Raw genomic sequence first — 13,831 nt, forward strand, 5'->3', positions numbered from 1 at the left:
CGTAGCGAGCTTTTTTTATCTGCGGTCTCCCACAGGGTGCCGGTTTCGATCGGTAATGACCCATGCTATCTGCGTGGTGTCATCGGCGACATGTCGAATCCGGACTTGAATGCGCGAAGACCGGAGTCTTCGCGTCAGAACATTCGATCGTGTCGATTAGATAGGACGAATGTTGGTAGCTTTTTCGCCCTTAGGACCAGTGCCACGCTCAAACGACACGCGTTGGTTTTCAGCCAGGCTCTTGAAGCCGGTCGATTGGATGTCCTGGAAATGCGCGAACAGATCGTCGCCGCCTTGATCAGGCGTGATGAAGCCGAAGCCCTTGGAATCGTTGAACCATTTGACTGTGCCGGTTTGTGATGTAGACATGTTTTACTTCCTTGAAAAAATGAGGGACTACGCCCGAAGCGCACCCGAGATCAAGCAAGATGTAACCGAAGAGAGTCAAACAGATATGGCTTGTGAACAAGCGCAAGGGAGAGAGACCAACAATAACGACGACTTGATGTAAGTGCAAAATTCAATATACAGGTAAATCAGAGACTTACCTAAGCATATCGTGATAATTAAAGATTTATTTTCTGAGACCGGCTTGGCGCACGGTCTCAATTTCAGTTCAGTTATAGCCGTAAGTCGGCGCCGGTGCGCGCTGCAGCAGCTGCGCGATGGCGCGTTGCAGGCGCTCATCGATGCGTTTGCCGCGCGACGCATTGTCCGCCGTCGTCAGTTCCAGTTCGCGAAAATAGACGCGCACTGATTTTTCCGCCGTCACCAGTTCAAGCCGGTGCGCATGTTCATGCGTCAGATCGGCGCCGATGTCCCACACGCAGTCGACGATCTGTACTTCCTGTCCAAGCGCAATAGCCATCGCTTTGGCAGAAATCGCAGCAGCGCCGGCGGAACGTTCGATGATGGTGTCGGTCATGGTGCGATTCCGGTGCGAACGTCAGTGAGTGGGCGGTGCTGTATATGCTGCTTAATAGCGACGACGTTGCTGACCACCACCGACCGGTCCGCGTTTTTCCAGATGACGGAAAGTGATGCGGCCCTTGCTCAGGTCGTAAGGCGACAGTTCCAGCGTGACTTTGTCGCCGGCCAGGATGCGAATATGGTTCTGACGCATCTTGCCGGAGGTATAGGCGATCAGTCGATGACCATTTTCCAGATTGACGCGAAAGCGCGAGTCCGGCAGGACTTCTTCGACGAGGCCGTTCATTTCGAGTAATTCTTCTTTAGCCATGGTAGTTTCCAGGTAAGGCGCTCGACGGGCGAAACGGGCACGCAGCAATCGAGCTGCACGGCATTCGCCAGAGAACGCAGAAAAAAGAGACCGGTTGCCGCGCGAGCGGACCAGTGCGATTTTGCTTTTCGTTCAGGTATCCAAACAAGGATACACAAAAAGACTTTTGCGCCAGAGGTACAACGTTGCCGGCAGCAGGACGGTTTACTACGGGACGGGCCGACTGCTCGAGAACGACAGAAGCACGACCGAAAAGAGTGGAGACGGGCAATGCAGCGGGCCAGTCCGGAAAAGGGCGTATCGCCCAACTAACCGCTATTATACCTTGTTGCCGGCGGTAGGGTCAGATTAGCCTGCTGCGGGAAGGTATAAACGGCCAGGAAAGCCCGTAGTTTGGCGATTTTAATTGCTATTGGCGACGCTTGCGCGCACTATAACTGGATTCTACGATTGAAAGTGAGCTCTCATGTCTCAAGCGTCAACCGAAGTAAAAGTGACTAAAGCAGGTGTTGGTTTTTCCGTCTGCGTCGAGTTCGTCAACCGCGAGTGCTTCATCTCCAACGAAGCGCTGATCAAGCTGGCCTCCCAGATGTTCACCGCCATCGGCCCGATGAAGACTTTCCGTGAGCTCGAACCCAACATCACCGGCGTCGCGCGCCGCATGGTGCGTGCAGGCGTGCAGGGCACACCGCTGCAACTGACACCCAATACCTTTCAATAGTAGCAACACTTCGCAGCAGTCGCAGCGACATCGTTCGGGGAATTGCTTCGAATGGGTTGCCTGTCGGCACTATTAGCGCCAGTGTTGCCGCCCTGGTCTTTTACAACCGTATTTTTCTCGTTTTTTCTCGCTTTTTATTTTGTATGAGCATTGCCGGTGACCCCTTGGCGGTCTTCCGGTAGCAGCAGATTCCCGCGGGTGTTGCAACTTAACTTCGCTGATTCCGTCACAAGCGAGTAAACTGCGTCACCATCCGGCCGCGCCCCTGCGGCCTAAAAGAACCTGTGAGTCTCACCATGTCTGAAGCACCTCTCCCTCAATTTTCCGATCTCAATCTCAGTGAACCGCTGTTGCGCGTCCTGAAAGAACTCGGTTACGAAACACCCTCGCCGATCCAGGCTGCCACCATCCCCACCTTGCTGAGTAATCGCGACGTGCTGGGCCAGGCGCAGACCGGCACCGGCAAAACCGCGGCGTTCGCGTTGCCGATTCTGTCGCGCATCGATATCCGCCAGACTGCGCCGCAAGCGCTGGTGCTGGCGCCGACACGCGAACTGGCGATCCAGGTCGCTGAAGCGTTCCAGCGTTATGCCACGCATATTCCCGGCTTTCACGTCCTGCCGATCTACGGCGGTCAGAGCTACGGCCCACAACTGAGCGCACTACGCCGCGGCGTGCACGTTGTGGTCGGCACTCCCGGCCGCGTGATCGACCATCTGGACAAGGGTTCGCTCGATCTGTCGCAACTGAAGACCATGGTGCTCGACGAAGCCGATGAAATGCTGCGTATGGGTTTCATCGACGATGTCGAATCGATTCTGCAAAAGACTCCGGCCTCGCGCCAGACCACGCTGTTCTCGGCGACCATGCCAGCCGTCATCAAGCGCATCGCCAAGACCTATCTGCGCGATCCGGCTGAAATCACCGTCGCCGCCAAGACCGGTACTGCAGAAAACATCCGCCAGCGCTACTGGCTGGTCAGCGGTATGCACAAGCTCGACGCATTGACGCGTATTCTGGAAGTCGAACCCTTTGACGGTCTCATAATTTTTTCTCGCACCAAGCTCGGCACCGAAGAGCTCGCCGGCAAATTGCAGGCGAGGGGGTTTGCCGCCGCCGCCATCAACGGCGATGTCCAGCAACAGCAACGCGAACGCACCATCCAGCAACTGAAGGACGGCCAGATCGATATCCTGATCGCCACCGACGTTGCCGCGCGCGGCCTCGATGTTGAACGCATCAGCCACGTCATCAACTACGACGTGCCTTACGATCCGGAAAGCTACACCCACCGTATCGGCCGCACCGGCCGTGCCGGTCGCAGTGGCGAAGCCATCCTCTTCATCACCCCGCGTGAGAAGAATCTGCTCAAGAGCATCGAGCGCTCGACGCGCCAGCCGATCACGCAAATGACCTTGCCGAGTGTGCAGGCCGTCAATGATGTGCGTGTGGCGCGCTTCAAGGAACAGATCGGTGAAACGCTGGCCGACGGCGGTCTCGACATCTTCCGCTCGCTGATCGAAGACTACGAGCGCGAACAAAATGTCACGGCGGTCGATATCGCTGCAGCGCTGGCCAAGATGGCGCGCGGCGACGTGCCGCTGTTGCTCGACAAGAACCAGCGCGAGCCTGAGTTCGTCCGCAACGACGACCGCGCCCCGCGTGAACGTCCGGATCGTTCGCCGCGTGCCGAACGTGGAGAGCGTGGCGACCGTCCTGATCGCCATGAACGTACCGAGCGTCCAAGCTACGGCACCAAGGAGCGCATCGTCCGCGCCGCCGATCCCGGCATGCAGACCTTCCGCATCGAAGTCGGCCATCAGCACGGCGTCAAGCCGGGCAACATCGTCGGTGCGATTGCCAACGAAGCCGGCATGGATTCCAAGCATATCGGTCGCATTGAAATTTATGATGACTACAGCGTCCTCGACCTGCCGGACGACATGCCGCCCGATCTGATCGACCATCTGAAATCGGTGCGTGTCGCCGGCCAGCAATTGCAGATCAGCCGTGACGATGGCAGCGCCGCAGCTGCACCACGCGCCGCACGGAGCGAGCGCACGGAGCGTCCCGAACGTGCTGAGCGCACTGAACGCAATGACCGTCCCGAGCGCGGTGAACGTGCAGAACGCACAGAACGCACTGAGCGTCCGCGTCCGACCAAGGCTGATTTCGCGGCGCACACAACACAGACTTATCGTATCGAAGTCGGTCATGACCATGGCGTCAAACCAGGCAACATCGTCGGCGCCATCGCCAACGAAGCCGGCATGGATGCCAAGCATATCGGCCGTATCGAAATTTTTGACGACCATAGCGTATTGGATCTGCCGGGCGACATGCCGGATGATCTGGTGCAGCATCTCAAGAAAGTCTGGGTCGCCGGTCAGCAACTCAAGATCAGCGTAACCGAAGAGCGTCCACCGATGTTGCGTGCCGAACGTGGCCCGCGTGGTGATCGCGATCAGCGCGATAGCCGTCCTGAACGTAATGATGATCGCCCTGTGCGCGCAGATCGTGCAGAGCGTACCGACCGCACCGAGCATGCTGAGCGTTCCGAACGTCCCAACCAGGGGCCTGTCGAGGAACCACGCAAAGGCAAGGGCAAGGAAAAGGGCAAGCCGGAATTCCAGATGCAGACCTTCCGCATCGAGATCGGCCGCGCGCATGCCGCGACGCCTGCCGGTATTGTCAACGCCATCGCCACCGAAGCCGGGCTCGAAGCCAAGCACATCGGTCGCATCGACATCCATGACGATCACAGCACTCTTGACCTGCCTGCCGGTATGCCGAAGCCGCTGCTGCATCAGTTGAAGGCAGTGGAGATCGACGGTCGCAAGATGAACATTAGCATCATTGGCACCGGCACCGAGCACCACGACAAAACACCGGCGAAGAACGCCACGCCACCGAAGGTCAACAGCAGCGCCCGCGCAGGCCGTCCTGGCGACAAGCGTTCAGATAAGCGCGATGCGCGCCCTGATACGCGTGTATCCGGCCAGGCCAAGCCGCATCGCAAGGGTGGCAAGCCTGAGTAATTGAAGTAATCAGTATGGTGAAATAAAAAAACGGCGCGAATGACTTCGCGCCGTTTTTTATTGATACCGCCATTCAATCAGCGCTTGCCGTGGAATGACAAGAAGGAAGTCGCCTTCAGCGCAAATGACTACGCAAGGTATCCCCTTCGTAATCCCAACGGAACTGCCCGCGCCGCTGCAACTCCGGCACGGCAAGCTCGACAAAATCATCGAAGCCTTCCGGCAAATGCGCCGGGGTGATCACAAAACCGTCAGCACCTTGTTGCGCCACAATATGCTCCATCCAGTCCGCGATATGCGCCGCCGTGCCCGCAACTTGCGGCACCAGCACGCCGCTCGCATACAGACGACCGATATCGGCCAGCGTCAGGCTGCCTTCGCGCGATAACTCCTTCACCAGCTTGAACAGGCCTTGCATACCTTCGACCTGGATGTCGTCAATCGGAGCATCCAGTGCGTACTTTGAAAAGTCCACGTTCATGTGGCTCGACAGCGTCGACAGGCCAACAGCCGGATCGACCATGGCGTTATGGCGAGCGCGCTGTTCTTCCGCCTGTTCCTTGCTGGCAGCGACAAACGGCATGACGGCGGTCAATACCTTGATGTCCTGTGGTCGCCGGCCAAATTTCTCCGCGCGGCTTTTCAGATCCTGATAGAAGCGGTGCATGCGCGCCAGATCCGGCTGGATACCAAATACCACCTCGGCCCAGCGCGCTGCAAAATCCTGCCCACGATGCGAAGAGCCGGCCTGAATGATCACCGGCCCACCTTGTGGTGATGCGGGAATATTCAGCGGACCACGCACGTTGAAGTGTGTGCCGCGATGGTCAATCGGATTGACCTTGTCCGGATCGGCATAGTGCCCACCGTCTGCATCCAGTAGGAGCGCTTCCGGTTGCCAGCTGCGCCACAGCTTGTGAGTGACATCGAGAAATTCGTCGGCACGGTCATAGCGCTCGTCATGTCCCAGCGTCTCGCGCAGGCCGAAGTTATCGGCCTCGCCCTGATTGACCGAGGTCACGACATTCCATGCCGCGCGTCCCGCCGACAGATGGTCGAGTGTGGAAAATTCTCGCGCCAGACTATATGGCTGCGAATACGTCGTCGAGCGCGTGGCGCCGAGACCGATGCGCGACGTCACCGCCGCAATCGCACCCAGCACCGGCAGCGGATCCATACGCGTCGCATCTTGATCGCCGTAGGCAAGGCCATAGCGATGATCGCCGCCGAAACGTGTCGATACCGCCAGCCGATCCGCAAAAAACAGCAAGTCGAACTTGCCGCGTTCCAGCGTCTGGGCAATGCGTTTGTAATAGTCCAGCGTCAGGAAACCGCCGGGCTGGCTTTGCGGATGCCGCCACAACACCTGGCTGTGGGCGGCATTGCCGGCGATGAGAAAGGCAGCGAGATGAATAGTCATGGCTACAGCAGCGCTTCGCCGTAGACCTTGTCTTTGACCTGCACCGGATTCTTGATCAGATTCAACTTGTAGAAGGCTTCGACGATTTGCTGTTGTTCCTGAATGATGCCGGCATCGATCGGCACCGTGGTGTAGTTGCGGCGTTCGGTTGCCAAGCGCAATACCTTGGGATCGACACCCAACTGCGGCGCCAGCAGATCGGCAGTTTCCTGCGGATGTGCCTGCGTCCAGTTGTTGGTCTTTTTCAATTCTGCAAACAGGATGCGGATGATGTTCTTGTTCTGGTCAACGAACTTCGGTGTGGCCAGATGGAAGGTACGATTGTTCGACAGGCCGGTGCCGTCACGCAGGATGCGAGGACGCGTCGCCAGTTCCTGACCCGCGAGGAAGGGATCCCACAAGCCAGCCGCATCGACATTGCCCGATTGAAAAGTCGCACGCACGTCGGCGGCGTTGGAGACATACACGGGCACGATATCGTTGTAGCTCAGACCGGTTTCTTCCAGCGCGCGCACCAGCAGGTATTGCACATTCCAGCCACGGCCCAGCGCGACTTTCTTGCCCTTCAATTCCTTGATCGAACGGATCGGTGAATCCTGTGCGACAAAGATACCGATGCCTTTCGGATACGGCTGCTCGGCGGCCAGATAGACGGCATTCACGCCGGAAGCATTGGCAAAGACCGACGGCGTGTCGGCGGCATGGCCGAAATCGATGGCGTCGGCATTCAAGGCTTCAGTCAGCTGCGGCCCGGCAGCGAATTCAAACCATTTCACTTTCCAGCCCAGTGGTGCCAGCGCCTTTTCCAGGTTGCCGGTGCCCTTGAGAATGTTGAGTGTGTTGAACTTTTGATAGCCGATGCGCAGCGTGCGCTCTTCGGCGGCGCTGCTCCATGCTGCAGTTCCCGCCAATGTTGCCGCTGCTGTCGCTTGTAAAAGCAGGCGGCGTTTGTTCGATGTTGTCATGTCCTGCCCCGTAGAATTGTGTGGGCGTCAAGACTAAACAAATCGGTGTGGAATCAGAACGAATGCTTTCGATGATGCTTAGGTGATTTCTGCATATCTTCGGCGTGATGACATGCAAATATTGATCAGAAGTTCATTCACGACCGATCAGGCATCGCCCAGCAAATCGTGTGCGTTGAGGATGGTGAAGGCGATCTCGGGATTGTTTTCCAGGCATCTGCGAATCGCCGCCGGCACTGCCTGGCGCGTCTTCTTGCATAGACCGGGACGATCTTCCAGCAGGATCATGAAGCCGCGCACCGTGCGCACTTCGCGCGGACTGGGTGTGATGTGCAGGACAACGCCGAGCTGCTTGTACAGCAAGTTGCTGACGTGCTGAAGGTCTTCGTAGCTGTTGATGCGATCAATGCGTTCTATCAGCCTGCGCTCTTGTTCTTGGGTTAGCGAGAGAATGCGCACATCGGTATCGGCATCTGTTTCGGCTTGGCTAAGCAGCGCTTCGCGATCGCAGACGCAAGCGCCGGGTGGGCACTCCTTGCGGATGGGGATACCGGAAATCGACTGCAACATGCCAACTCCTGAATTTCGACTTTTAACCAAGAACCGATTTTCACTTCCATATTGCCGTTCCATAGTATAGCGGGTTGTATACTGCGGACTTCGCAACCCGCTCCCGGCGCTCTGCATTTTGCACCCAACCGGAGCGTATTCGCCTCACCGCCACGAAAGTCATCATGAGTACCCTGCCAGCCTGTCCGCAATGCCAATCCGAATTCACTTACGAAGACGGTGGGCTCTATATCTGTCCCGAATGTGCGCATGAATGGTCGGCGCAAGCGGCAGAGACTGCGGAAGAAACCACCAAAGTGTGGCGCGACGCCGCCGGCAATATTCTGCAGGACGGCGACACCGTTACCGTGATCAAGGATCTCAAACTCAAGGGCGGCGGCGGTGTCGTCAAGATCGGCACCAAGGTCAAGAACATCCGTCTGGTCGACGGTGACCATGACATCGATTGCAAGATCGACGGCTTCGGCCAGATGGGCCTGAAGACCGAGTTCGTTAAAAAAGTCTGAAGAACATCAACGAGGAGACACTCCAATGTCCGAGGTATTGAAGCTGGGTTTGATGGGCTACGGCTTTGCCGGCTCGACTTTTCACGCACCGGTGATCGCGCATAGCGGCCGCACGGCGGTTGCCGTGATCGCGACCTCGCAGACCGAACGCGCCCGCGCCGACTATCCTGATGCCGACATCGTGCCTGACTTCGATACTTTGCTGGCTCGTGAAGACATCAGTTGCATCGTCATTGCCACACCCAACGACACCCATTTCGACCTTGCCCGCCGCGCGTTGAACGCCGGCAAGCATGTTGTCGTCGACAAGCCCGTGACCTTGTCCGGTGCCGATGCGCAAACGCTCGCAGCTTTGGCGGCGCGGCACGGCTTGTTGTTTGCGCCATTTCACAATCGGCGCTGGGACGGCGACTTCATGACCTTGCGGGCGTTGATTGCTGACGGCAAGCTGGGACGCGTGACGCATTACGAATCGCACTTCGATCGTTTTCGGCCGGCGATTCCGAAACGCTGGCGCGAAGAAGCCGCACACGGCGGTGGCTTGCTGTTTGACCTCGGGCCGCATCTGATCGACCAGGCGCTGGCCTTGTTTGGCGCGCCGCAATCCATCTCGGCGACCGTAAGACAGCAGCGCGACAATGCGCAGGTACCGGACTACGTCCATCTGCAATTGCACTATGCCGACAAGGAAGTGATCCTGCACGCCAGTGCGTTGACGGCCTTGCCGCCGCCGCGTTTTACTGTGCATGGCACGCGCGGTAGTTACGTCATCAGCGGCCTCGACGTGCAGGAAGACCAGCTCAAGGCCGGTCTGCGTCCCGGCGATGCGGAGTTCGGAAAGAATGTCGCCGGTCTCTTGCGCGAAGCCGACAGTGATCGCGACACACAGTCGGCTTGCGCCACACAGGATGGTGACTACGTCGGCTTCTATCGCGCACTGGCAGCGACGGTACTCGACGGCAAGCCTTTCCCGATCGCAGCGCAAGATGCGGTCGACGTGATGACCATCATCGACCTCGCCATCCGCAGTGATACCGAGGGACGGCGTTTGCCATTTTCCCCAGCTGCCGCCACCCAATAACAAACAGGGACGATTGTTACGGCATCGTCCTTGCTTGTCCCGTTGATGTAAGAACTGAGGTCACTGCACGACTAAGCCTCATTACAAAAACATCATCAGCGAGGGCGGCAATGAACGAACGGCTTTGGAGTTTTTCCGGCGGTGATCACGGGCAATGGCGCGTCACCAGCGTGACCGCCATCACCGGTGCATCACTAGCCATGGCATCCCAGCTCGATATCATCAACGGCGCGCCAATCAGGCCGTTTGTGTGGAGCCTGCAAGGCGTCACCAGCAACGAACGCTATGTGCAGCAAGATGAAAAGCAAAAACTCGTTGCTGTTCAGCAAGGTCTGGGACGCGCATCATCCACGCAAGCAGCGCTGATCCCGATTCGCAAGAATGCCGCGTGGTGGGCATTCACCCAGGATGAGCGCCGCGACATCCTCGAAGCCAAATCACGCCACATCGAAATCGGCCTGCGCTATCTGCCGCCAATTGCTCGCCGTTTGCATCACTGTCGCGATCTTGCCACGGCCCAGCCCTACGATTTTCTGACCTGGTTTGAATTTGCGCCCGAGCACGCCACGGCCTTCGACGATTTGCTCGGCGCTCTGCGCAGCACGCCGGAATGGGCTTATGTCGAACGCGAAACTGAGCTGCGTTTGCAGCGCAATTGAGACACCAGAACCGTCCGCAAATCCGCACTGCGCGGTGCTGCGCAGCAATAATGTAGCTTTCCGGACAATATATATTTTCGCTGGGTTTAAAACGCGGTAATCTGCATTTAAGCCCGGCGCCATGGGCGAGGGGATACATTAAAACGACAGTAAGCGGGGGACGATCATCATCATGAAACAACTTTCCAACATGCGGATTTCCAGCCGCCTGATCTTCGGTTTTGCCATCGTTCTTATCCTGGCAATCATCTCCACGTCGATGGGATTGATCAACGCCCGGCGCAATGCAGAATCCACCCGCGCCATGATGGAACAGCCGCTGGCCAAAGAGCGGCTGGTGGCGGACTGGTTCGTACTCACTTATTCAGCGATCGTGCGTACATCGATGATTGCCCGCAGCTCCGACGCCAATCTGTCGGAAACCTTCAAGGAAGCCATCGCTGCCAGTGTCGTCTCCGGCAGCGCCATCATTAAACAAATCGAGCCACGCCTGAGTTCGGAAGACGAAAAAGCCCTGTTCAAGGAAATCGTCGCCGCGCGCGCCAAGTACCAGAGCGCCAAGGAAGCGGTGATGAACACGCGCAAGACCGGTGACGCCGCCGCTGCCGAGAAAACTTACAAAGAAATCTTCGAGCCCGCCTCCAAGGCCTATGCCGACAAGGTCAATGCACTGCTAGCAATGCAACGCAAGGCGATCGACCAGATGGCGCTCGACATCGACCGCACCAATACCCACGGCATGCAGCTGATGATGATGCTGGGAGTGTTGCTGGTCGTCATCAGCGTCGTCGCGGTGCTGATTATTTCGCGCAGCATCACGACGCCGTTGAAGCGCGCATTGCAAGTCGCCAAGATGGTGGCGGCAGGTGACCTCACCGCCAATATCGAGAAGCAGGGCAAGGATGAAATTGCCGAACTGATGCAGGCGCTCGATGAAATGAATGAAGCGCTGCGCAAGATCGTGTCGGAAGTACAACTGGGGACCGAATCGATTTCGACCGCCGCCAACGAGATCGCCTCCGGCAATTTCGACCTCTCTTCACGTACCGAACAGCAGGCCGGTTCGCTGGAAGAAACTGCTGCTTCGATCGAACAACTGACCTCCACCGTCAAGCAAAACGCCGAGAACGCACGTCAGGCCAACGAGCTTGCACTGAGCGCATCCGACGTCGCCGTCAAAGGCAGCGGAGTCGTGTCGCAAGTGGTCGATACCATGGGTGCCATCAACGAATCCTCGAATAAGATTGTCGACATCATCAGTGTCATCGATGGTATTGCCTTCCAAACCAATATCCTCGCCTTGAACGCTGCCGTGGAAGCAGCACGCGCCGGCGAACAGGGCCGCGGCTTTGCGGTGGTCGCCTCGGAAGTGCGCAGTCTGGCGCAGCGCAGCGCGGCCGCCGCCAAGGAAATCAAGACGCTGATCGGCGACTCGGTGGAAAAGGTCGGTTCCGGCAGCAAGCTGGTGGAGCAAGCCGGTGCGACCATGAGCGAGATGGTGGAAAGCGTCAAACGCGTCACCTTGATCATGGGCGAGATCGCCACCGCCAGCCACGAACAAAGCGCTGGCATTGAGCAGATCAACCAGGCCGTGACCGAGATGGACAACACTACGCAGCAAAACGCTGCGCTGGTGGAGCAAGCAACCGCTACCTCGGAACTCTTGCAAGCGCAGGCCGGCAAGCTGGCCGAGGCCGGACGGCAATTCAAACTGAGTCGCGTCTGATTGATTGCCGCGTTCAACGTAAAACGGGCGCCTTTTTACAGGCGCCCGTTTTATTTTTGTCATCACAAGTGATGGCTATTTAACGTCAGAACGTTTCCCAATCTTCCGAGTTGTCGTTGACCGGTTTTCTCCCGGGTTGCGGTGGCGCGATCAACCGTGTAGCAGGGTCTTTCGAAGCCCGCGTGATTGCAGCAGGGCGTTGTGGCGAAACATTTTTTAGCGGTGTACGTGTTGTGGCAACTGCTGCTGCACGTGGTGCTGTATAGGATGGTGTAACGCTAACGCCGTTGGCATCCAGCTTGAACACACTGACAACTTGCGCCAGACGTGCGGCCTGATCCTGCAGCGACCCTGCTGCCGCAGCAGCTTGTTCGACCAGTGCGGCATTTTGCTGTGTGACCTGATCCATCTGCGTAATGGCGCGATTGACCTCGCCGATGCCGGTGCTTTGTTCCTGCGTCGCAGCGCTGATTTCCGCCACGATATCGCTGACACGTTTGACGCTGCCGACGACGTCGGACATGGTCTTGCCGGCTTGTTCCACCAGACGCGTGCCGGAGCCGACCTTGTCGACCGAATCGTCGATCAGCGATTTGATTTCCTTGGCCGCCGATGCCGACCGTTGCGCCAGGCTGCGCACTTCCGATGCGACCACCGCAAAGCCGCGGCCCTGTTCGCCGGCGCGAGCAGCTTCCACGGCAGCGTTCAAGGCGAGGATGTTGGTCTGGAAGGCAATGCCGTCAATCACGCTGATGATGTCGACGATGCGGCGCGAGGATTCATTGATGGCGCCCATGGTATCAACTACCTGCCCAACCACGTTGCCGCCTTCGATGGCGACCTTGGACGCCGACAAAGCCAGCTCATTGGCTTCGCGCGCGTTGTCGGCATTCTGTTTCACGGTGGAGGTCAACTGCTCGACGGCAGAGGCGGTCTCTTCCAGCGAGCCGGCCTGCTGTTCGGTGCGCGAAGACAGATCGAGATTGCCGGTAGCGATTTCGGATGAGGCGGTGGCGATGGTGTCGGCACCCGAGCGCACTTCGCGTACGGTCTTGAGCAAGTTCTGTGTCATGTCGTGCAGACCTTGCAGCAACTGGCCTATTTCATCCTTGCGATCCACCACGACATGCGTGCTGAGATCGCCTGCAGCAACGGCTGCGGTAGCTTGTACGGCACGGTGCAGTGGACGCGTGATACCTTCGGCCAGACGCCATGAAATCACGATACCCAGCAGCAGCGCGATGACACCGACCGCGATCAGGATGGCGCGGCCGGAACGGTATTGATCGTCGACGATACTGGCATTGCGATTGATCACATCCTTTTGGTGAAGGGCCACAGCGTTGACACGTGCCGAGTATTCCTTCATGGCTGGAATCAGCTTGCTATCGAGTTCGGCCAAGGCGCCGGCTTCATCGCCAGCCTCTTTCATTTTGAAAACCTTGTTGCGTAAATCGTTGTATACCTTGCGCTGATCCAGCAGCGCGTTAAACAATTTTCGCCCTTCGTCGGACTTGACCATCTCATCGAGCTGCTTCTGAACTGCGCTGGTGCGATCGACAGTCCCGGCAACCTGATCCTTGAAGAACTTTTGATGATCGGCGTTATTGCTCTTGATGAATGCCACGGTACGCACACCATTGGCGTCGATATTGGCGGCCCATTCGGAGGCCAGGCGTTCTTTCTGGAGATCCTGGCTTATCATGCTCGCGGTGCGGCTGCCGATGTCCTGCAGGCGCCAGACGCCGATCACCGTCATCAACACCAGCAGGGATAACACCAGCGCAAAGCCGAGGCCCAGTCGCGAACCAATACGGATATTTTTCATGTTTGTCTCGTCCAGATATTGTTGTTCCCGTACCGGGGATGCACGGGGCAAGATGCATATTAGTTCAGCACGAAGCG

General features: G+C 57.8%; 13 protein-coding genes. 6 read left to right on the plus strand and 7 right to left on the minus strand.

The genetic code is table 11. The features are described 5' to 3' along the window. Positions 1 to 156: 156 nt before the first annotated feature. The 3 genes from PQR63_RS06945 to infA all read right to left on the minus strand — a co-directional run bounded on the left by PQR63_RS06945 (position 157) and on the right by infA (position 1,240). Entirely contained in the window at positions 157 to 369 is a 213-nt protein-coding gene (locus tag PQR63_RS06945) for a cold-shock protein (RefSeq protein WP_007881326.1), read from the minus strand. A gap of 247 nt (positions 370 to 616) precedes the next feature. Continuing rightward, positions 617 to 925, minus strand: a complete 309-nt coding sequence (locus PQR63_RS06950; protein ID WP_408166795.1) for a hypothetical protein — start codon at positions 923 to 925, stop codon at positions 617 to 619. 51 nt (positions 926 to 976) lie between these two features. Next, entirely contained in the window at positions 977 to 1,240 is a 264-nt protein-coding gene (infA, locus tag PQR63_RS06955) for a translation initiation factor IF-1 (protein WP_007881321.1), read from the minus strand. 466 nt (positions 1,241 to 1,706) lie between these two features. Between infA and PQR63_RS06960 the strand changes: the two genes are divergently transcribed. Together PQR63_RS06960 and PQR63_RS06965 are read left to right on the plus strand one after the other, a co-directional pair. Next, complete coding sequence (locus PQR63_RS06960) at positions 1,707 to 1,961, plus strand: DUF1488 family protein (RefSeq protein WP_094561954.1); 255 nt, start codon at positions 1,707 to 1,709, stop codon at positions 1,959 to 1,961. A 296-nt stretch (positions 1,962 to 2,257) separates the two neighbouring features. Beyond that, complete coding sequence (locus PQR63_RS06965; protein ID WP_408166798.1) at positions 2,258 to 4,999, plus strand: DbpA RNA binding domain-containing protein; 2,742 nt, start codon at positions 2,258 to 2,260, stop codon at positions 4,997 to 4,999. Positions 5,000 to 5,114: 115 nt separating this feature from the next. Here PQR63_RS06965 and PQR63_RS06970 read toward each other — a convergent pair whose 3' ends face one another. The 3 genes from PQR63_RS06970 to PQR63_RS06980 form a co-directional block, all read right to left on the minus strand. Beyond that, positions 5,115 to 6,419 (minus strand): LLM class flavin-dependent oxidoreductase, encoded by a 1,305-nt coding sequence (locus tag PQR63_RS06970; RefSeq protein WP_408166800.1) that lies wholly within the window; start codon positions 6,417 to 6,419, stop codon positions 5,115 to 5,117. A 2-nt stretch (positions 6,420 to 6,421) separates the two neighbouring features. Further along, positions 6,422 to 7,384, minus strand: coding sequence for a sulfonate ABC transporter substrate-binding protein (locus PQR63_RS06975; protein ID WP_408166801.1), 963 nt, complete (start codon positions 7,382 to 7,384; stop codon positions 6,422 to 6,424). A gap of 147 nt (positions 7,385 to 7,531) precedes the next feature. Beyond that, positions 7,532 to 7,954, minus strand: coding sequence for a hypothetical protein (locus PQR63_RS06980; RefSeq protein ID WP_408166802.1), 423 nt, complete (start codon positions 7,952 to 7,954; stop codon positions 7,532 to 7,534). Between the two features lie 164 nt (positions 7,955 to 8,118). Here PQR63_RS06980 and PQR63_RS06985 point away from each other — a divergent pair, with 164 nt between their 5' ends. The 4 genes from PQR63_RS06985 (at position 8,119) to PQR63_RS07000 (ending at position 11,926) form a co-directional block, all read left to right on the plus strand. Beyond that, positions 8,119 to 8,460, plus strand: coding sequence for a zinc ribbon domain-containing protein YjdM (locus PQR63_RS06985; protein WP_408166803.1), 342 nt, complete (start codon positions 8,119 to 8,121; stop codon positions 8,458 to 8,460). Positions 8,461 to 8,485: 25 nt separating this feature from the next. Continuing rightward, on the plus strand, positions 8,486 to 9,541 hold the full coding sequence (locus tag PQR63_RS06990; protein WP_408166805.1) for an oxidoreductase: 1,056 nt from the start codon (positions 8,486 to 8,488) through the stop codon (positions 9,539 to 9,541). 110 nt (positions 9,542 to 9,651) lie between these two features. Continuing rightward, a complete protein-coding gene (locus PQR63_RS06995) occupies positions 9,652 to 10,200 on the plus strand; it encodes a chlorite dismutase family protein (protein ID WP_408166807.1) in 549 nt (182 codons plus the stop codon). Positions 10,201 to 10,372: 172 nt separating this feature from the next. Continuing rightward, the gene (locus PQR63_RS07000) at positions 10,373 to 11,926 is read left to right on the plus strand and encodes a methyl-accepting chemotaxis protein (protein WP_408166809.1); all 1,554 of its coding nucleotides are present in this window, start codon (positions 10,373 to 10,375) and stop codon (positions 11,924 to 11,926) included. Between the two features lie 85 nt (positions 11,927 to 12,011). On the opposite strand, the gene PQR63_RS07005 is transcribed toward PQR63_RS07000, so the two are convergent. Then, positions 12,012 to 13,754 carry a methyl-accepting chemotaxis protein gene (locus PQR63_RS07005; RefSeq protein ID WP_408166811.1) on the minus strand — a complete coding sequence of 581 codons (1,743 nt, stop codon included), beginning with the start codon at positions 13,752 to 13,754 and terminating at the stop codon, positions 12,012 to 12,014. Positions 13,755 to 13,831: the final 77 nt, after the last annotated feature.

Origin of the sequence: Herbaspirillum rhizosphaerae (assembly GCF_046025915.1) — a bacterium.
Lineage (GTDB): Bacteria > Pseudomonadota > Gammaproteobacteria > Burkholderiales > Burkholderiaceae_D > Herbaspirillum > Herbaspirillum rhizosphaerae_A.

Coding starts and splice junctions, on each gene's coding strand:
- PQR63_RS06945 (WP_007881326.1), bottom strand. CDS start 369: ATGTCTACATCACAAACCGGCACAGTCAAATGGTTCAACGATTCCAAG.
- PQR63_RS06950 (WP_408166795.1), bottom strand. CDS start 925: ATGACCGACACCATCATCGAACGTTCCGCCGGCGCTGCTGCGATTTCT.
- infA (WP_007881321.1), bottom strand. CDS start 1,240: ATGGCTAAAGAAGAATTACTCGAAATGAACGGCCTCGTCGAAGAAGTC.
- PQR63_RS06960 (WP_094561954.1), top strand. CDS start 1,707: ATGTCTCAAGCGTCAACCGAAGTAAAAGTGACTAAAGCAGGTGTTGGT.
- PQR63_RS06965 (WP_408166798.1), top strand. CDS start 2,258: ATGTCTGAAGCACCTCTCCCTCAATTTTCCGATCTCAATCTCAGTGAA.
- PQR63_RS06970 (WP_408166800.1), bottom strand. CDS start 6,419: ATGACTATTCATCTCGCTGCCTTTCTCATCGCCGGCAATGCCGCCCAC.
- PQR63_RS06975 (WP_408166801.1), bottom strand. CDS start 7,384: ATGACAACATCGAACAAACGCCGCCTGCTTTTACAAGCGACAGCAGCG.
- PQR63_RS06980 (WP_408166802.1), bottom strand. CDS start 7,954: ATGTTGCAGTCGATTTCCGGTATCCCCATCCGCAAGGAGTGCCCACCC.
- PQR63_RS06985 (WP_408166803.1), top strand. CDS start 8,119: ATGAGTACCCTGCCAGCCTGTCCGCAATGCCAATCCGAATTCACTTAC.
- PQR63_RS06990 (WP_408166805.1), top strand. CDS start 8,486: ATGTCCGAGGTATTGAAGCTGGGTTTGATGGGCTACGGCTTTGCCGGC.
- PQR63_RS06995 (WP_408166807.1), top strand. CDS start 9,652: ATGAACGAACGGCTTTGGAGTTTTTCCGGCGGTGATCACGGGCAATGG.
- PQR63_RS07000 (WP_408166809.1), top strand. CDS start 10,373: ATGAAACAACTTTCCAACATGCGGATTTCCAGCCGCCTGATCTTCGGT.
- PQR63_RS07005 (WP_408166811.1), bottom strand. CDS start 13,754: ATGAAAAATATCCGTATTGGTTCGCGACTGGGCCTCGGCTTTGCGCTG.